Source organism: Arthrobacter sp. MAHUQ-56 (genome assembly GCF_019710585.1).
Classification (GTDB): Bacteria; Actinomycetota; Actinomycetes; order Actinomycetales; family Micrococcaceae; genus Arthrobacter.
In genome coordinates this window covers 865,740-884,114 of the sequence record NZ_JAIFZQ010000020.1, presented here as the reverse complement: position 1 = coordinate 884,114, position 18,375 = coordinate 865,740, and the positions used below count along the sequence as shown (strand labels likewise).

Below are 18,375 nucleotides of genomic sequence, written 5' to 3'. Positions count from 1 at the left end.
AAACGGCAAGCAGGGTCGACTAGCCCAGTATTTTCCAGAGAGTAATTGTGGCCGGCTGGCCGCCGTTACTGTAGCTCGCCTCAGATATCTTTGCGCCGTTGATCTGTCCCTGCCACCCGGACGGGCAGCCCGTATCGGTTAGCACGTATCGGATATCGACCTTTTGCGCGATTGGCTGGGCGAACAGGCCCTTGGAACGCTGCACGAGGATTTCTCGGATATCTTTTTCATTCCTCGGCCATGCCAAACCAAGGTTGTAGAAAGCGGTGGGCAAACCAGTCAACGCCTTAACCCGGAACGGGCTGATGCACGGGTCGAACATAACAAGCTCCGAGGCCTGCCCCCTGGCGTCTACTGAAACCCGCAGGTCGGAGCCAGCTTCCGTCAGCGGCAGCGCCGCCGTTTTTATTGCAAGGGCTTGTGGATCGTTGAAGCTGGCGGTTCCATAGGCGTGGACATAATCCGAGAACTTGGAGTAGTCCGAAACGCTCACTCCAAGCGCGATTACGACAGCGATACATCCGGTTGCCGCCATAATCGCCTGCAAGCGGCCGAAGCGGGCATCCTTATCGGCGTTGAGAGGCGATTCACCGTCTGGATAAGCCACTAGGTGTTGGGACACCCATGCTCCCCGCCAAATATGCCAGCTACGGACAGCGACTTGGCAGAATACCGGAACAGAGGCCGCGGTGACGATGGTGAAGCTGTCAATCCAAAATCGGTACGGCTCCTGGTTCGCGCCCCAAAGATCGTTGGTGGCGACGAGCGGCCATGCAACGACAGCGCCCAGACTGAACGACAGCCAGGTCTTGTTCCCCTGGGTGAGGCCTGCCAGAAAGATCAGCGTGAGCATGAGCAACGGAACCAGCGAGCCGAGCAGGCCGGTCCAAAGTGGAACACCCAGGGCATTCGACGACAATTCCCGGTACGTGAGGAAATCATCCTTGTCAGCCAGACCCAGCAATGTCCCGAGGATCGTCGGAGAAGCAGCCAGCGCCAGCGATCCACAGCCTGCGGCGACCGGGACCTTGTACCTCAGGAGAATAAGCCAAAAGCCCGGCGCAGCGGCAAGGAGGCCGGCCATCAGAGTTACTAAAGGTCCGGCCGTTGCTGCAATGGTTGTTCCACCCAGAAGCACTCCAGCCAGCAACCCAAGGCTCACGGCCACATGCCACTTGCGCCCATACTTCAACAGCCCGTAGGCGCCCGTTACGTAAACGAGTAGGTAGACGGCAGTAAGGAAGGAATATGTCTGAACGTTAGCCAACACCCCCACCGCTGCGCCGCAAACAATGAAGGCGGCGGTACGCGCTTTCATGCTCGACTTCCCCTTATCGTCAAGCAGCGGGAATGTGACGCCGATTAGGAGGCAGATCGCGGTGACTGCCACGGACAATGCAGCAGATTCGCCATTGAGGGTGAACAGAACCCCGAAAGAGCCCCACAGTACGCCGTGATTGTCCAGGGCGTGGTGCCAATTACCGGTAGCCGCAACTGCGAACGTACCAACTATGCTCGGCACAAACCCAAGGGCGCCCAGAGCAGGGACCCCCGTCAAGCGGATCAGTAACCAACTGATGGCACCCACCATGACGAACTGGAAAGCGAGGCCAGCAACCTGCCAGGTAGCAACAACGTCGGTATGGAACAGCCGCGACAGAAGGCCGAGGAAGACGTAATACAGACGGGGGTAGTGGTTGGTGCCCGTCTCCGTAAAGGGTTCGACCGAAGCCAGGTTCCCGTTTTTTACGTTGACGGCGATGGCGAGATAAGAGTACTGGTCGTAGGGAAAGTATTGGCGAAAATTGTGCCAGCTGAAGCCCGTACTTGTAACGACGGGCCGTACCTGAAGCATCCAGTACATCAGTCCTGATACAGCCATGGCGGCGGCCGAAACCAGTAGCTGCCACTTGCTCCGGGTTCTCTTGGCAGCGTCGTCATGCTTCATACCGCTAAATACCCTGACCATTCCTTTGATTTTTGGGCAGCTTCCCGGAAGCAGCCTGGTGACAAGTAATGATTCTAAGGCCTCTGGCTGAACGGGCTGTCCTCCAGTCTGCGGTAAAGGCACACTGCCTTGCTGCCAACCGGTAGACTCTCTGCACATGACCAACGCAGTGACGGGCTCTTCGGCCAGCACCCATCGTATTTCTGTCGTAGTCCCTGTCTACCAGGGCGAAAAGACTCTCCCGGTGGTTGTCGAAGAACTTATGCGCCTCGCGCAACCTACTATTTCGCCGGCCGGTCACAGCTTCGTGATTGCGGAAGTCCTCCTCGTGTTTGACCATGGACCAGACCGTTCCGCGCAGGTTATCCGGGAATTGGCCGCAGCCCACGATACAGTCAGGGCAGTGTGGCTCAGCCGGAACTTCGGACAGCACCCCGCAACTCTTGCGGGCATGGCTTCTGCTGGCGGAGACTGGGTTGTCACAATGGACGAAGACGGCCAGCACGATCCCGCTGCTATAGGTGACATGCTGGACACCGCGATGGCCCAGCAATCAACATTGGTGTATGCCCTGCCGAGCAATAAACCCCCGCATGGATTCCTCCGAAACGTAGCGTCAAAGGGAGCTAAGAAGGTGGTGTCCGCGCTTCTTTCAAGTAACGATGCCCCCAACTACCAGAGCTTCCGACTGGTAACCGGTGAGGTCGCCCGTTCCGTAGCCGCCTACGCTGGCAATGCTGTCTACCTCGATGTCGCGTTAGGTTGGATCGCTTCCAATGTGGCCACTTGCCCCGTTACTTTGCGGGAGGAAGGGGACCGCGCTTCCGGCTACCGTCTGAGGACGCTCCTGTCACACTTCTGGCGGATGGTCATCTCCAGCGGCACCCGGGGATTGCGCCTCGTTAGCCTAATTGGGGCGCTGTTCGCGTTCCTAGGAATCTGCCTGGCCGTCTACCTTCTCATCGCTTATCTCACGGGGCATGGGGCGGGACAACAGGGCTGGACCTCAACTATGATCGTTATCCTGATCAGCACTGGAGCCATTCTCTTTTCCCTAGGGGTCATCGCAGAATACGTTGGCGTGAACGTAAATATGGCCATGGGCAAGCCCGCCTATCTAATCGTTAGCGACCCCGCTGTTGGCCCGCTAGGGAAGCCCGTCAGCGTAGAGGCGCCATCAGGGCAGGGAACAGCCGCATCATCCGGAGGAACTACGCCCGATGCCTGATCCGGTCTGGGTCGTCGGGGCTGGCGGTTTATTGGGGCGGGGCTTGGTCTCCGCACTGAGGACTAGAGGCCATGAAGTACTCACCACATCGATTCCCTGGCTAAAGGCGGAAGATGCCAAAGTCGCACTGAGGGCAGGGGCGGAGCAGCTAAGAGACGTCGCTGGTGGCCGCCCTTGGGTGATTGCCTGGTGTGCCGGGGCGGGCGTGACCGGAACATCTCAACAGGAGCTGGACTCAGAGCTGGATGTATTTAACTCTGCATTGAATTCGTTCGCCAAAACCCTTTGCGGTCCAGATTCAGCTCCTGGTCGTTTCTTTCTTGCTTCGTCGGCCGGCGGCGTCTATGCGGGTTCCCCTAACCCACCGTATTCCGAGGAGAGTGCCCCTCAGCCTCTGGCCCCCTATGGCTTCGCGAAACTGGCCGCGGAACAGGCGGTCGCGGAATTCGCCGCTATCTCAGGTACCCGGGCCTTGATTGGGCGGGTGGCCAACCTCTACGGCCCTGGTCAAAACCTCGCCAAACCACAGGGCCTCATTTCCGTTTTTGCCAAGGCCTACCTGACCGGACAACCCGTCTCGGTATACGTTTCCCTCGATACCCTTCGGGACTACATCTTCATTGAGGACGCTGCGGCACTAATAGCTGACTGCCTCGACCGCCTGTCCGCGTCTGACGTTGTCCCCGGCCAGACCGTCACGAAGATCATCGCAACCCAGCGGGCCGACACCATTGGGGCACTCATTGGGGCGTGCAAGACGGTATTCAAGCGCAAGCCGCGGATTGTGCTGGGGGCTTCGCCGTTCGCGAAAGCACAGGCCCATGATCTTCGTCTGAGGTCTGTGATCTGGACCGAACTCGACAACCGCCAGTTCACTCCACTTCCAGTCGGAATCGACGCCACTGTAAGAGACATGCAAGCCTTGCGCAGCGTCTCAGGATCGCTGTAGCTGCCGCAGGCCAACGCTTGCGGGTGCCGGAGAATGAGTAGAGGACCGGGCGGTTCGGTACGCTAGAAAGAGCGTGAGCAACAGAAAGAGACCTTGCTAACTTGAATATTCACGAACGCCCGTCGGCGGCCAGGACTGCAAATCTTGGCTGGCTGTGGGCCCTGGCCACGCCGGTCGTCGCCATTTTGGCGGCGTTGATCCCGGTCATCTTTAACCACCGGTTCTACTTCTACGACGACACCCAAATTGGCGCCTACCCGATCTGGCGCGAGATAGGCAGAATGCTGCGTGCTGGGCAATGGCCCTTATTCAGCGCTGAGGGTTGGCAGGCGGGCAACTATGCCGCGGAGGGGCAGTGGGGCATTTTCAGTCCTGTAACTCTCGGCATCGGCCTGGCATCGACGTACTTCTCGAACGCCTTGGTCTTCTCCACACTGGTAAAAGTGGCGCTGTTGGCTACGGCCAGCGTCGGGATATATCTGCTGAGCCGGAGTCTTGGCGCTGCTCAGCCCTGGGCTTTCGTAGCTGGCGTTGCATCTACGGTTGCCGGCTTCACCGTCTATCTAGACTCGCCTTCATGGGTAACCGGACTGATGGTGTGGGCCTTCCTCCCATTTGTATGGTGGTCCCTTCGACGGATGTGCCACCAGCACAAGTCTCCACTCCCCCTTCTCGTCGCGGGCTACTTCCTGGTCACCGTCGGATATGTGCACGGAACGATCATGATGGTGCTGCTGTTCGTCGCGATTATTGTCGAATTGGTAGTACTTCGGAACTGGAAGTCCCTGGTCAAAACAGTATTTTCAGGTGCATTGCTGGGATTGGCGGCGTTAGCCGTTTATCTCCCCGGTGTCCTGACCTTACGGAGCACTTCCCGCACGCAGATTGTTGCCAACACCAACTTCCTGACTGTGGACCTGACGGGCCTTGCTGGATCAGCGCTTCCCAGCAACCTCCCCCAAGTTGCTTCATGGTGGTGGGGTCCCTTCGCCCCGGCCCCCCTTACTTACATAGCATGGTTCGTGCCACTCTTTGCGTTAGTAAACTTTGGACACCTTCGCCGCATCACGCCCGGGTTAGCGAGTGTTCCCGTGTTCCTGCTTTTGTCGTTGATGCTGACGCTCGCCCCCAGCGACCTCGGACCGCTGCGGACTCCTGTGCGACTAATGCCTTACGTATGCCTCGCGGCCATTGTGCTACTCTGCGTAGCACTCTCGCTTGCCCGAGTCAGTCCCGTTAGCCGTTCACGCTGGATCAGCACTGTAGCTGTATTTGCAGGCAGCGTGTACCTCGGCTGGACAGGGAAGCCAGACTTATGGACGGTCAGCGCACGTATGGTTCTCATTATGCTTGCGGGTTTTGCCTTGACAGCTTTTGCGCTCAGTAAGTTGAGAAACCGGTCCCGAGCCAATGGAGTGACCGCGGTTATCCTTGTGGCCACGTCTCTGGCTTTGGCATTCCCCCAGCATTTCTACTTCCCGAACCCGCCAGTCCAAGACTTCAAGCTCCCCTCCGATACAACGAAATACTCAACGCAACTGGCTGGCTCCAAGGGGCAAACGATTGTGGTTGGAACGCCGTCCGCCCTCGACCCCTCTATTTGGGAAGAAACGCTTGTGGGCAATATGTGGTACTTGAACCCGGGGAGTGTGCACAACCTTTATAGTCCCATCCAAAACGCCGCATACTCGCAAGACTTATGTATAGGCTCACGCGGGGAGACCTGTAAGGAACTCAGCACGAAGCTGTTCGAAGTTGACCCCGTATCGGGCAAGCCGCTCGCGGATCTCCTTCGAGTCGATACTGTTCAAATAGTCCGCGACGCCGCCGACAGCTCGGGAGCTGAGCTGGCCAAGGCAGTTCCGCCGCCCGGCTGGTCAGTCGCCTCGCACACTGCAAATACCGTCATGTGGACCCGGGACAAGCCCCTCGGTTCCGTGGGCGCTCCCGTGTACGCATCTGAGGGAACCGCCGTCGAGCCGGTGTCTAACTCCAGCACCGAGGTTAGTTTTCGAGTGACCAAAGTGCCTGCGGCCGGCGGTACCGTAACAATGAGCCGCCTTGCGTGGCCCGGCTATGCAACCGACGGCGCTACCCTCGCCGATCCTCTCCGCGGCTATCTGCTGACTGTCCACGTGGCGCCTGACGCGGCAGGTAAGACGGTGACTATCTCATTCAGGCCGCCGGGCTGGACCTTGGAGCTCGTTTCGCTCGCTCTTGCGGTGCTCCTCAGCGCTGCATGGGCGCTGTGGCATGCCCTTCGAAGCCGTCGCCAATCTGGTGACCACGACGGACCATCCCGATTCTCACGTAACGAGGCTCACACCAGCTCCCATTCAGTACTTGGATCCTCTGCCAGTTCTTCAAACTCCACAGATCGCCCCAACGGCGTAGTGCCAGAGTATGCCCTCAGAAAAGAGGACAAATAATGTCTTCCCATCGACCTGAAGCGGACGAGCCAGTACGCGGGATTCATTCAGGGCCACCGGGGCCGCTGATGAAATTTGTCAAGGACCAGCGGGTTGCCTTCCTCCTGGTTGGTGGCGCAAACACAGCCTTTAGCACAGGGCTGTTCGTTGCTCTCGCCCTTGCTTTGCCGGATACTCCATCTTTTGTCCTTTTGTCCGCTTCATGGACTGTCTCTCTCGTCGCGGTCTTTTTCGTTTATCGGAAACTTGTATTTCGAGTCAAAGGACATGTATGGCTGGATCTGGGTCGGTTTGCTCTGGTCAACCTCACATCGCTGCTGGTGAACGTCGGATTGCTCTCACTGTTTGCCGACTTCCTGCTTTTTCCAAGGATTCCGACTCAGCTTGCCATCACCTTCTTGTCGGTGGTGATCAGCTACTTCGGCCACCGACACTTCTCGTTTCGCCGAAAGCAGTCACCCGTGAAGCGGGAACATAATGCCCATCAACTTAGTAGCACGACAGAGGAAGAGACAGCATGACACCGAAAGTCTCCGTAGTCATACCCGCCTACAACAACGAACAATACATAGCTGAAACCCTCGAATCCGTCCTCAACCAATCGTATGAGGACTATGAGGTAGTTATCGCCGACCACTCTTCAGTCGACTCAACGATGGAGGTGATTGAGAGCTTCAGAGGACACCCCCGGCTTCGTATTCTGAGCCCCACACCCGTAGGTGGTGGCGCGAAGGCAAATTGGAACAGGGTGAGTTCAGAGGCTCGGGGGACCTTGATCAAACTCGTTTGCGGTGATGACCTTATCGCGCCAACGGCGCTTGAGGAACAGGTTGCAGCCTTTGAAGAACATCCGACCGCAGTCCTGGTTGCCAGTCAGCGCGACCTCGTCGACGCCTCGGGACGAATCTTCACCAGAAGGCGGGGGTTGCAAGGCATTTCGGGCCTTGTCCCTGGCGCCAAAGCGGTACGGGCCACGGTTGTGGCCGGATCGAATATTTTTGGTGAGCCGGCGTGCGTAATGTTTAGGAAGGACTTGTTGGAGGCGGAAGGCGGATGGGACGACGAGAACCCTTACCTGATCGATGAGGCCACCTACGCTCGGATCTGCTTCCATGGGGACGTTGTCGCACTTCGTCGGAGCCTCGCAACCTTTCGAATCAGCGGTAGCCAGTGGAGCGTTCGCTTGGCGCAGCAACAGTCGCGCCAAGCCATCGCATTTCACAAAGAAGTCGCTCGCAAGCACCCAGGCTTGCTAACCGCGTTGGACCTGGCCGTCGGCAATTTGAAGGCAATCGGGATGTCCTATGCCCGCCGTCTCGCATATATGCGGCTTCGTAAGCGAATGGGTCACGAGCTCGTCGTTGAAAGCACGGTCTAGGTGTACTGAGTCAGGACGTTGGTTACATCGTGAATAGGTGAAGACCTCTTAGGTTGGTGGTTACCACACACAGCCAACGACTAAGAGGTCTTCATGTCCCACCGTAACGCCCGCCTGACCCCAAGGGGTAGGCGGATCATCGTCGAGCGCGTCCTCTCGGGCCGTGCGGGTGCCCACGTCGCCAAAGAAATGGGCGTCTCGCGCGCCTGCGCACATCGCTGGCTGGGCCGGCACCGCGCCGAGGGCTGGGACGGTCTTGAGGACCGCAGCTCTCGGCCGAACTCGTGCCCGCACGCGACACCGGCGAACGTGGTGGCCGATGTCCTGACCCAGCGTGTGAAGCACCGCGAAGGACCGGCCGATCTGGCACGGCGCTCCGGCATCAGCGCTAGGTCCGTCTCCCGAATTCTCGCCCGGGCCGGCATGCCAACACTGTGGGACCTTGACCCGCTGACCGGGCAAGGATCCGGGCCTCTCGGTCCACGGACCGCCGCTATGAACGCCATGCCCCGGGCGACTTGCTCCACGTCGATGTCAGGAAACTCGGGCGTATCCCCGAGGGCGGAGGCTGGCGGGCCGACCTGGGCCAGAGCTCCGCCAACCACCGCTCCTCGGGCAAAAACCTGGGCTTCGACTACGTCCATGTGGCTGTCGATGACCACACCCGGCTCGCGTACGCTGAGGTCCTGCCTGACGAGGAAGGACCAACCTGCGCCGGGTTCCTCACCAGGGCATCGGCCGCCATGGCAGCCAACGGAGCCCCGGTGCGCCGGGTCATGACCGACAACGCCTTCGCCTACCGACTTTCCCGCGACTTCCAGGACGCGCTGGCCGCACTGGGCGCCAAACACATCCTGATCAAACCCCGCCACCCCTGGCACGATACGCAATTCTGAGGCTTGCCGGATCGTGGGAATCCGCCGCAGTTAAGGCACTCGATGGCGCCACGGGCATTCAGTTGTTCTGCCCGATTTCTCTCGGAGTCGGAACTGATCACGGATCGTGGACCCCTGCATCGGGCGAAGCATTCACGCTATTGCCGTGGAACTCGGGCGCAATCCGTCGACCGTGAGCCGAGAGATCCCCCGGAACATCCACGAACCGTCCGGCAACCACCGTCCGCGGATGGCCCAGCTCAGCGCCGAACCGTAGACGAAGCCGCCAGCAGTCCGGGAAGATCGCCGCCAACCCGGAACTCCATGAGTTCGTGCGCGAACATCGGAAACAACGCTGGAGCCCTCGCCAGATCAGCAACCGCGTGCGCACCGAGTTCTCCGGCACAACCGGAATGCACGTGGTTCCAGAGACCGAATATCAAGCCCTGTACGTGCGTCGAAGCCTTGACTTGGCCGTAGATGCTGCAGTCTCCCTACGCAGCGGGGCGGACAGGTCGCCGACCGCGGCGTCGCAAGGAACACCGGACCAAGCGCTTCCCTGACGTGGTCATGATCCGAAACAGGACTGCAGAGGTTATCAACGGATTAGTACCAGGTCATTAGGAAGGGGATTTAGTCATTGGAAAGGGCGGCCTGTCGGCCATCGCCGCACTGGTCGAAGGGACCACTCAATTCATCATCCTTGTGCGATGGTATAGACCGTGGAGCTGAAAACCTGCGCTATCGACTGGCTGAAGCCATGCGACAGCTCCGCCAATACTTTCCGAAAGGAACAGACCTGGGTATCCTCACCGCGAAAACCTCGCTATTGTCGCCGCCGAACTCAAACAGCGGCCACGCAGAATCCTGGGAAGGCAGAGCCCTATGGAACACCTAACTAGACTGACTTCACCATCCACCGAACCATAAATTGCTGCGACGACCGCTGAACTCCGCCCGCGAAATGGCTCATTTTTCGACCATCGCTGACAGCGGAGCGAAGTCACGGGCTCCGGAGTAAGTACCGCGCCAGGTTGACCCAGGAGTCGGGATCTACATGATCCTCGCAATCCATGCAGCTACCGATCTTGCCTTTTCCTCGCGGAGGTCAAAATCGAAAGCAAGGGCCGTACTTTATCGGCCACAGGCAATGGAAAGGCTGGGCGACTCAAGCGGCCTGTCAGCAGACCAGCGCAAGCCTTACACGCTGACCTACAACGGGCTCAACGGCTTCCCCACACGGCAGAAGTGGCCTCTGAAGGGCGAATTGGTCTAAGGTATCCGCTTACCCACGGCATGATGGGCCTGGTGGTCAACGGCGGGGTCGTCGACTGCCCGTTCAGGTATGTTCTGCGTCGACATGAGCCGCATCTTCCGGCGAGCCGGCTCTTCGAAGAACCGCCACAAGCAATAACCGAGACCGGAGACCACTGCGGGCAACAGAATGAAACCGAGCTTAGCGCCGGGCGTTCCTGCTCCAAGACTTTCTGGGAAGGTCATCTGCATTTTCCAAAAGATTTCTATCACCGGCATATGCACGAGATAGATGCTGTATGAGGCCATTCCGCCAACCACCAAGGGCCTGGTTCCGAGGAGCTTCGCGATGTGCCGGTCCGCCATGCCCAAAGCACCCACGATCAAGACAAGTACCGGAATGAGCAAACCGATGTACTGAGAGCGCCCTGTCCGGTCTATCCAAAAGCATCCCGCGATGATCAATACTGTCGCAACAACAATGACATGGCTTGCCACAAGCCTGTTACGGCCTGAAGATGGGATCCTGCGTACGATGTAGAAGGCAAGGGCGCCCGCCATGAAGGCGCATAATATCCGCAGCAGCCACATCCATGCTCCGTAAAGCCCGAGAACGTAAGAAAAGAAGACAACCGGGAAAAGCAGTATGCCGACCATGATCACCATAGACCGTGTGCTGAGCGACCGGTTGAGGCGGAAGACTAGAAGAACCATTAGCGGGAACAAAAGATATGCGAACGCTTCGGCCGACACGGACCAAGCAGCACCGTTCCATGTCAGTCTCTCAAATCCGGGCTCTGTCCACTGCACCACCAATGACAGCTGACGGAGGAAGCTGGCCACGCTGAAGTCGCGTACAGCGACAGGGTCAGCACTGTGTCGTGCAAGCAGCACCCCATGCCAAACAGCGGTAAACACAAGCATGAAGGCGTAAGCCGGCCATACCCGGGCCAGACGCGCCCACCAAAATTTGAGAGTAGCTTTACGGTTTAGCTTCAACCCCATGCGGTCGCCATAGTTCAATGCCAGCACATACCCGCTCAATGCAAAAAAGAGGTCAACTCCAAGCTCGCCGTGAGCCAGGACTGGTCCTAAGAGCTCTGCTAACTCGGGGAATTCGGAGGCGAGATTGCCCCGAATATGAAACAGGACCACCCACATGGCAGCAACTATCCGCACTCCTGTCAGGGCATGCACCTGCGTTACAGCGGCAGCCCCCTCACCGGGGGGCGTCTTTATCATGACTTTTTCTTGCATGGATTCCTCAGCATTATCAAAGGAGTTTGTCCGAGGCATCAGGGAGCCAACTCCCCGGCGGCACTCTTTCAAGACTACCGGATTGACGGTATCGAACCTTGCCGGGCAGGAGGACTCGGGCATCGTCGACGGGCTCGAGTAAGACTCTTACTTGTGACTTCGGGGCGCTGCAAGCACCCTCGGCATGATGAAAATTTCGCGGGACGACTGAGCTATGAGCTCGGACCAGCGGCGGTCAGGCCTTCCTGTGGACGGAGTGGGGGGAGCCCATTCCCCGGCCGTTAAACTCATCCGATGGAGGAAATGCTCGATCTGGTCGCCTCTGGTGGAAGAGCAACTACGGAGATGAGCAGAATAGTTGGGTATTGGTGAGCTTTCCTTTCGTACCTTCGCCCGCGAGCCACTGTATGGCAGAACGCACTCTTGCCGAGGACTGCCACCTCCCCATCCTCTGGGTTCCATCCCGGCTTCAGGTCGATTGACACCTTCTAGCGCTCCTGCAGGGGATCGCCAGTCCGGATGAGTGCAGGGTATGAGGAAAAGTACAGCGGCTCACCCGAAATGGGAAAAACCGGTGTACGACGCGGGGTCTCGCGACTCTCGGGAAGACGAATTCGACGCGTTTCGTCGGCGGCCGCCAACATCCGTGGAGTCCGGCCGTGTACGTCAGACCGAAGGTATGCTCTCAGCGGCTAACCCTAACTGCACACCTTTGTTCGGGCCTAAGTTCGGAGTAATGCCCTCACCAGAGAATCGTACTCAACTAGTGATTGGCCTTGATTGTTTACCAGTCATAGTGTGGGGCTAGCATCAGGGCCCTCCGCGCGAAGGATGTGATGCTACGCATCCACAGCGATGTAACGGAAGAAACCCTATTCAACGGATCGGAAAGAATGCTCCCCGACGCCCCGTGTGGTCCCGGCCGTCGACGACACCGAGGACCTGGCCGGTGTCCAGGTCAACGATCGTCGTCATCCACGGTTCGAACCGGATTCACGCCGTCGTTTGACGGGTCCTGGAAGTAGCTCACGGAGCGGAACCGGTGCTCATCCATGCCCAGCATCCGAGGGCTGAGCTTGTCCACGTCCGGCAACCGCAGCAAGCATGCCTCGGTCACCACCGCCCGGACCATCCACCAAGACACGGCGGAGCCGGCAGCTGTCTCCGACACCGCCCGGTCAGAACGATAACCGAGTCCACGCTGGTCCCGCAGCCTGCCAGTGGAGCGGGCACGGCGCGGCACCTGCGGCGTGGATTCAAAGCACCACAGCCGCTCACAGTCCACTTCTTCGCAGTACCAGCGGTACTTGGACCAGAGCACCCCCGGCCCGGCGACGGAATATCACGGACCCGTTGAAGGCGCCGCTCTTTCCGCCGGGAGGCGATGACTTCACAGCTCGGGCAGCGCGGTGGCTGGTCGGTGTCGACGATGACCTGCCGGCGGTGACGCTGGTGGAAATGATGCGGTAGTCGGAATGGTGGCAGCAACGGCTGCGATCCCGGTGGGCTCAACCCAGTAGGGCCATGGGCCCCATTGTCTTCAACGACACGAACGCAATTCCCCACCAACCACGAAGAGCCGAACCGGGCAGGAGCCGAAGAGCAGCCGCACCCTACCTACATCGAGCAGAAAGGGCGCGGCTGCGCGTTGCGGACATTTCAGGCGACGCTCCGCACCTGCTTGGGAGAAGGGTTGAACTTTACTCCTTCGAGAATCTTCTTAGCGATGCCAAGCTGAAGACCTCGTCCTACTCTGCCGCGTCGCATCCAGACGAAGGTACTCACGACGAACCGGAGCCAGTCGAGCTTGTTGTCGTGATGCCAGCGGTAGGACGACTCGTTACGAGCGCCGTAGAAGAACTTCCACGCATTATCGAAGTTCACGTCGCCGAAATTCACCCCGCGGTTGTCAGGCATGTCATGCACCACGCAGCTGTCCAGAACCTGTATGCCGGGACCTTCCGCGCTGATCCGGAGCGTGTATTCCATATCGTCAAACCAAATAAAGTATTCGACCAATGGCAGGCCATACTTGGCGATAGACCGCCGGGGAATCAAGACGGAAACAAAGGAACAGTTAGTAATGATGACGCTGTTTTGCCCCTTGGCGATCAGGCGTCCCCAGTCCCAAGCGGTTCCCGGGTTGTTCATCTCACAGATCGACCCGTCCGTATAGCGCACCAATGAGCAGCTGTAAGGTATGGGGCGACCCAATTCGGCTTCTGCTGCTGCATGCCCTGACAACAACGCCTCGAGAGCAGTCTCACCCGTGTAGCAGTCGTCATCCATTATCCAGGCCCAGTCTGCGCCGAGCTCGTACGCTCTTTCCATACCGGCGGCAAACCCGCCGGCCCCCCCAGTGTTCGTTTCAAGGCGGACAACCTCGACCCGAGAATCCTCCTTATAGGCCGCCAAGAGGTTGGCAGTGGAATCACTGCTGGCGTTATCCACCACAACCAGCATGTCAACACTGCGCGACTGAGCAAGAATTGAATCTAAAACCCTGCCTAGCTTGTTAACCCGGTTATAAGTCACCACGACTGCCGCAACTTTATCGGTCATACTTTCCACCCTTCGTAAAGCCCCTTCGTCCACCCGCGCGCGTCCGGGAACTGTTTCAAGGCCATGATCTTTTTCTGCTGCTCGGCGACTATATCCATGCGAAGCGCTTCCGAGGACATCAAGGCGCGCGTCCGTGCTACCGCTTCCTTGATAAAAGCGAACGGCTGGCGTGGCAGCAAGGCTTGGCTGGCAACCAGAGACGCTTGTGAGCCAACGTCGGTCGACAAGACAGCCACGTTCATGGCTGTCGCCTCGAATGTCGTCAGCGTGAGCCCTTCGTTATCAGAAGAAACAACCAACAAATCTGCCTCAGCCAGGGTGTCGCTCACAGGGTAGGGAGGATGGCGAAGTTCAACGCTGCCAGACAATCCATACTGCCGGATCAACCTTTGCGTCTCTTCCAATAGCGCCCCATCACCGTGGACTATAAACTTCACCTCGCGTTCGACCGTCTTCTTCAGTTCCGCCGCGTAACGAAGGAAAAGGTAGGGACGCTTCTGCTGACTCAGCCTTCCCACAAACGCGATCGTGAAAGGTCGGCCAGATTCGTTAGCCGGAGGGACTGCAAGCGGCACAAACTGATCTGACAACCCATACAGTGGTGCTAAAGCCACCCGGCTCTTCGGTACGTCTCGCAGAAGAGCGAGATAGTCCCTTAGTTGCGGCGAGATGACATGATGTATGTCAATTACGTTCGAAAGCTTGACTGAAACTTCGACGAAGCCGCCAGTGCGCCATTCGAGGATATGCAGCGTGTCTACGATTGGAATAGAAGGGTCAAAGGCCTTGAACCAGGGCAAGCGGTGGTACAGCCAATTGTTATGGTGAACGTGGATACCCCGAATGGAGAACTCCCGAAGCAGGGCGAGGAGCAAATCAGCTTCTTCGCCTTGTGGTAGCGGAAAACTCATCGGGAGTACTAAGGCTCCATCGAGTTCAGGCCGGTCTATCCAAGGATGGGATGAGTCTTTATCGGTCAGCACGATTGGAAGGAATCCCGCCTCTTTGGCGACGGCAATGGACTCCAGGGCCCACCGCTCGGCGCCGCCCATTTCCAGCCAGTGCAATCCGAAAAGTATCGCGGGGGGCCGTCCCTGCTCCCCCCTCTCGGAGAGGTACGAGCTCACTTCGGGTGCCGCCATCCGCTGGGAACGACGTCGCGGCACAACGCGCTTCTCGTAAACATCCGTGAGGCCCTGTCGCATGGCATCGAAAATAATCGGAGCGCCAAATCGAACGCGTTTGAAGACTTTCCCCTTAAGCCCAGCGCGGTCATAGAAGCTGGCACCACCTTCTGAACCCTCACCTCCGAGGTCAATGACAAGCGGCATGATGGCGCTGTCGAAGTAAGCGCCGGCCTTGAGGGCGCTGACTACAGTTAAGGAGCAGATAGCCGTCCGGTCAGCTTTCCATTCAAGGCGGTGGCAGGACTGGTCTGTCAGCCTCGGGTACTCCCCGTCAGGGGCGCGAAGGACGACAACTTTGAATTCCCGGCCAGGATGAACCAGTGAATGGTAATTCAACGCCCCTACCAGCAGTCCAACCTCACGCCCGCTCAGCCGTCCTCGGCCCCCAGCAAGACCGCTTTCCCCGCCGTCGATGATGTCGAAAAGCATCCGTGCTCGTGTCATAGGTCCTTCCGGTGTCACCGAATTGATTGTTACAGCTTGCACTAGTTCTCCCGTAACAGCCGGACTGCATCTGCAATGGGACCGTCCGCGATCTTCTGGCCTTGACGCAAGACCACGCCCCGGTCACAGACTCTGCTCACCATGTCCAAATCATGACTGACGACCACAAGGGTGGTCCCGGATGAGCGCAGTTCCTGCACACGGGCAAGGCATTTCTTCTGGAAAGGTTCGTCACCGACCGACAGGATCTCATCAATGAGGAAGACGTCCGGCCTCGTGTGCACGGCGACCGAAAATGCCAGCCGCAAGAACATGCCCGACGAATAGAACTTGACCTCTGTATCAATAAACTTGCCGATTTCAGAGAACTCAACAATTTCATCAAAACGCTCGGTGGTCTCTTGCTCCGTCATACCAAGAATCACGCCATTGAGATATACATTCTCGCGTCCCGTAAGGTCGGGGTGGAAGCCAGCCCCTACCTCAATAAGTCCGGCAACTTTCCCGCGGGTTCGCACACTCCCACTATCCGAACCCATGACACCGGAGATCAGTTTTAGCAACGTTGATTTGCCCGATCCGTTGTAGCCGAGCAGCGCGACTGATTCTCCGGAATTTACGGTTAAATCGACGCCGTCCAGTGCCATGAATGTGGAGGAAAGATCGCCCCGGCGTCCTTTGAAAAGCCAGACGACGGTTTCTTTCAGCGATCGGGTGTGGCGCAAATTGAATCGTTTGGAGACGTTTTCAACAACGATTGCTTCGTTTCCCACTAGAGCTCCTGCGCGAATCTGCCCTCAAGGCGACGGAATACTGTTTGCCCCAAAACCAGGAAGATAGCCGAAATGAGCAAGCCGACAGGCAGCCACAAAGAAATCAAGTGTTCCGGCAACGGCGCGCCTTCGGGTGCCCTTTGTACGGCATCCGTTGGGAACCAAAAAGCTGCATGGAATAGCTCGACTGCAATAGTCATGGGATTGAGTTGGTAGAAGAAGTAGAACGTCTCGCCTAGCGTGTCCCTTACCAAGTACCAGGAATAGAGTACCGGCGACAACCACGTCGCCATCATCAGCATGAGATCCACAATGTTCTCAGAATCCCTGAACATCACGTTGGCCGCGGCAAACAAGAGGCCTAACCCAAGGCCGAGCATGGTTACCATGGCAAACGCGCCCAGGGCACCAACCAGCTGCACAAAGGAGGGGGCCCACCCGAAGAATAAGCAAGCAGCTAAAAGAATCAGCAGTTGAGGCAGGAAGTGAATTATGGCCACCCAAATAGAAGCCACTGGAAACAGCTCACGCGGGAGAAAGATCTTTTTAACCAAAGCCCCGTTTGCAACGATTGACCGCGTTGCTTGGCCGAAGGCCTCTGAGAAGAAATTGACGAGAATTATACCCGAAAACATGTAAATTACGAAGTTTGGCTGCTTGTTCAGCCCGAGGAAGACACCAAGGGCGAAATAGAACACCACAAACTGCACCGCAGGCTTCACGTAACTCCACAAAAGTCCGAGTACGGAACTTCGATATCGTACCTTTAGTTCCTTGCGCACAATCAGGTGCAGGAGCTCACGATGGTGGAGCACGTCAAGGAGTCCGCCACCCTTGTCAGGGGGCGTCAAGGTTGCAACGCTCACGCGTCCACTCCCCCGCTTTCAATGATGGCGCCGCTTTCGTAGTGCGGCCGGATCTTGTTGTCGAACATGGTCAGGGCAGAACCGATGGCCATGTGCATGTCCAGATACTTGTAGGTGCCAAGCCGCCCGCCGAAGAGAACATCCTTCTCAGCGGCAGCGAGGTCGCGGTACTTGAGCAGGCGCTCGCGGTCCGCGGAGGTATTGACGGGGTAGTACGGTTCGTCACCCTTTTCGGCGAAACGCGAGAATTCGCGCATGATGACTGTCTTCTCGGTCTGGTAGTCACGCTCGGGGTGGAAGTGGCGCGGTTCGATGATCCGGGTGAACGGCACGTCGTCGTCGTTGTAGTTGACTACGGACGTTCCCTGGAAGTCACCGACGTCCAGGACTTCTTCCTCGAAATCGATCGTGCGCCAGGAGAGGTCGCCCTCTGCGTAGTCAAAGTAGCGATCCACGGGGCCTGTATAGACGACTGGAATGCTGCCAACTACCTTGTTCTTGCTGTACTCGTGTGACTCGTCGAAGAAATCCGTATTCAGCCGCACCTCAATGTTGGGGTGCTCCGCCATCTTCTCGATCCAGGCCGTATACCCGTTGGTGGGCAGACCTTCGTACTTATCGTTGAAATACCGGTTGTCGTAGTTGTACCGCACCGGCAGCCGCGAAATAATGCCTGCCGGCAGATCCTTGGGGTCCGTCTGCCACTGTTTGCCGGTGTAGTGCTTGATGAAGGCCTCATACAAGGGGCGGCCAATCAGCTGGATGCCCTTGTCATTGAGGTTCTGGGGATCAGTTCCTGCGAGCTCGCCCGCCTGCTCCTGGATGAGGTCCCTCGCCTGGCCCGGGGTGAGGTTGGCCCGGAAGAACTGGTTGATCGTCGCCAGGTTGATCGGCAGGGAGTAAACCTCGCCCTTGTGCACGCCGTAGACCTTGTGCACGTAGTTGGTGAACGTGGTGAACCGGTTGACGTACTCCCACACCCGCTCATTGGATGTGTGAAAGAGATGGGCGCCGTACCGGTGGATTTCAATACCGGTCTGCTCTTCCTTTTCGCTGTAGGCATTGCCGCCGATGTGGTGGCGGCGGTCAAGGACGACGACCTTCAAGCCGAGCTCGGTGGCGGCCTGTTCTGCGATTGTCAGGCCAAAAAAGCCGGACCCTACGATGACGAGGTCAGCGGTCACAAAATCTCCTGGTTTGAATGCGGGCAGCGCAATGGTGCGCA

The 18,375-nt window shown here is 58.1% G+C and carries 16 protein-coding genes and 1 pseudogene; 9 read left to right on the top strand and 8 right to left on the bottom strand.

The genetic code is table 11. From position 1 onward, the window contains the following. Positions 1-19: 19 nt before the first annotated feature. The gene (locus K4G53_RS16460; RefSeq protein WP_221386699.1) at positions 20-1,948 is read right to left on the bottom strand and encodes a hypothetical protein; all 1,929 of its coding nucleotides are present in this window, start codon (positions 1,946-1,948) and stop codon (positions 20-22) included. Positions 1,949-2,105: 157 nt separating this feature from the next. On the opposite strand from K4G53_RS16460, the gene K4G53_RS16455 reads away from it, so the two are divergent. The 9 genes and pseudogenes from K4G53_RS16455 to K4G53_RS16415 all read left to right on the top strand — a co-directional run bounded on the left by K4G53_RS16455 (position 2,106) and on the right by K4G53_RS16415 (position 10,083). Then, a complete protein-coding gene (locus tag K4G53_RS16455; RefSeq protein ID WP_221386698.1) occupies positions 2,106-3,176 on the top strand; it encodes a glycosyltransferase family 2 protein in 1,071 nt (356 codons plus the stop codon). Continuing rightward, complete coding sequence (locus K4G53_RS16450; RefSeq protein WP_221386697.1) at positions 3,169-4,125, top strand: NAD(P)-dependent oxidoreductase; 957 nt, start codon at positions 3,169-3,171, stop codon at positions 4,123-4,125. The genes K4G53_RS16455 and K4G53_RS16450 overlap by 8 nt, the downstream gene beginning before the upstream one ends. Before the next feature lie 101 nt (positions 4,126-4,226). Further along, positions 4,227-6,554 (top strand): hypothetical protein, encoded by a 2,328-nt coding sequence (locus K4G53_RS16445; RefSeq protein WP_221386696.1) that lies wholly within the window; start codon positions 4,227-4,229, stop codon positions 6,552-6,554. Further along, a complete protein-coding gene (locus K4G53_RS16440; protein WP_260323638.1) occupies positions 6,554-7,075 on the top strand; it encodes a GtrA family protein in 522 nt (173 codons plus the stop codon). Before K4G53_RS16445 ends, K4G53_RS16440 begins: the two co-directional genes overlap by 1 nt. Further along, on the top strand, positions 7,072-7,932 hold the full coding sequence (locus K4G53_RS16435; protein ID WP_221386695.1) for a glycosyltransferase family A protein: 861 nt from the start codon (positions 7,072-7,074) through the stop codon (positions 7,930-7,932). The genes K4G53_RS16440 and K4G53_RS16435 overlap by 4 nt, the downstream gene beginning before the upstream one ends. Positions 7,933-8,025: 93 nt before the next feature. Then, positions 8,026-8,256, top strand: a pseudogene (locus K4G53_RS21550) (leucine zipper domain-containing protein); the annotation flags it as partial. 194 nt (positions 8,257-8,450) lie between these two features. Further along, positions 8,451-8,828 carry a DDE-type integrase/transposase/recombinase gene (locus K4G53_RS16425; RefSeq protein WP_221386694.1) on the top strand — a complete coding sequence of 126 codons (378 nt, stop codon included), beginning with the start codon at positions 8,451-8,453 and terminating at the stop codon, positions 8,826-8,828. 106 nt (positions 8,829-8,934) lie between these two features. Next, a complete protein-coding gene (locus tag K4G53_RS21545) occupies positions 8,935-9,084 on the top strand; it encodes a helix-turn-helix domain-containing protein (RefSeq protein ID WP_374226170.1) in 150 nt (49 codons plus the stop codon). A gap of 780 nt (positions 9,085-9,864) precedes the next feature. Next, the gene (locus tag K4G53_RS16415) at positions 9,865-10,083 is read left to right on the top strand and encodes a hypothetical protein (protein WP_221386692.1); all 219 of its coding nucleotides are present in this window, start codon (positions 9,865-9,867) and stop codon (positions 10,081-10,083) included. Here K4G53_RS16415 and K4G53_RS16410 read toward each other — a convergent pair. The 7 genes from K4G53_RS16410 to glf all read right to left on the bottom strand — a co-directional run bounded on the left by K4G53_RS16410 (position 10,080) and on the right by glf (position 18,334). Beyond that, a complete protein-coding gene (locus K4G53_RS16410; protein ID WP_221386691.1) occupies positions 10,080-11,318 on the bottom strand; it encodes an acyltransferase in 1,239 nt (412 codons plus the stop codon). The genes K4G53_RS16415 and K4G53_RS16410 overlap by 4 nt on opposite strands. 958 nt (positions 11,319-12,276) lie before the next feature. After that, on the bottom strand, positions 12,277-12,489 hold the full coding sequence (locus K4G53_RS16405; RefSeq protein ID WP_221386690.1) for a hypothetical protein: 213 nt from the start codon (positions 12,487-12,489) through the stop codon (positions 12,277-12,279). A gap of 488 nt (positions 12,490-12,977) precedes the next feature. After that, positions 12,978-13,880, bottom strand: a complete 903-nt coding sequence (locus K4G53_RS16400) for a glycosyltransferase (protein ID WP_221386689.1) — start codon at positions 13,878-13,880, stop codon at positions 12,978-12,980. Then, positions 13,877-15,511: a glycosyltransferase gene (locus tag K4G53_RS16395; protein ID WP_221386688.1), complete on the bottom strand. Its 1,635-nt coding sequence runs from the start codon at positions 15,509-15,511 to the stop codon at positions 13,877-13,879. The genes K4G53_RS16400 and K4G53_RS16395 overlap by 4 nt, the downstream gene beginning before the upstream one ends. Positions 15,512-15,552: 41 nt before the next feature. Continuing rightward, complete coding sequence (locus K4G53_RS16390; protein WP_221386687.1) at positions 15,553-16,284, bottom strand: ABC transporter ATP-binding protein; 732 nt, start codon at positions 16,282-16,284, stop codon at positions 15,553-15,555. After that, positions 16,284-17,150, bottom strand: a complete 867-nt coding sequence (locus K4G53_RS16385) for an ABC transporter permease (protein WP_221386686.1) — start codon at positions 17,148-17,150, stop codon at positions 16,284-16,286. Before K4G53_RS16385 ends, K4G53_RS16390 begins: the two co-directional genes overlap by 1 nt. Beyond that, positions 17,147-18,334, bottom strand: coding sequence for a UDP-galactopyranose mutase (glf, locus tag K4G53_RS16380; RefSeq protein WP_221386685.1), 1,188 nt, complete (start codon positions 18,332-18,334; stop codon positions 17,147-17,149). Before glf ends, K4G53_RS16385 begins: the two co-directional genes overlap by 4 nt. Positions 18,335-18,375 lie beyond the last annotated feature (41 nt).

Excerpts from the sequence above, each read along its gene's own strand:
- K4G53_RS16460 (WP_221386699.1), bottom strand. The coding sequence starts at position 1,948 with ATGAAGCATGACGACGCTGCCAAGAGAACCCGGAGCAAGTGGCAGCTA.
- K4G53_RS16455 (WP_221386698.1), top strand. The coding sequence starts at position 2,106 with ATGACCAACGCAGTGACGGGCTCTTCGGCCAGCACCCATCGTATTTCT.
- K4G53_RS16450 (WP_221386697.1), top strand. The coding sequence starts at position 3,169 with ATGCCTGATCCGGTCTGGGTCGTCGGGGCTGGCGGTTTATTGGGGCGG.
- K4G53_RS16440 (WP_260323638.1), top strand. The coding sequence starts at position 6,554 with ATGTCTTCCCATCGACCTGAAGCGGACGAGCCAGTACGCGGGATTCAT.
- K4G53_RS16435 (WP_221386695.1), top strand. The coding sequence starts at position 7,072 with ATGACACCGAAAGTCTCCGTAGTCATACCCGCCTACAACAACGAACAA.
- K4G53_RS16415 (WP_221386692.1), top strand. The coding sequence starts at position 9,865 with ATGATCCTCGCAATCCATGCAGCTACCGATCTTGCCTTTTCCTCGCGG.
- K4G53_RS16410 (WP_221386691.1), bottom strand. The coding sequence starts at position 11,318 with ATGCAAGAAAAAGTCATGATAAAGACGCCCCCCGGTGAGGGGGCTGCC.
- K4G53_RS16400 (WP_221386689.1), bottom strand. The coding sequence starts at position 13,880 with ATGACCGATAAAGTTGCGGCAGTCGTGGTGACTTATAACCGGGTTAAC.
- K4G53_RS16395 (WP_221386688.1), bottom strand. The coding sequence starts at position 15,511 with ATGACACGAGCACGGATGCTTTTCGACATCATCGACGGCGGGGAAAGC.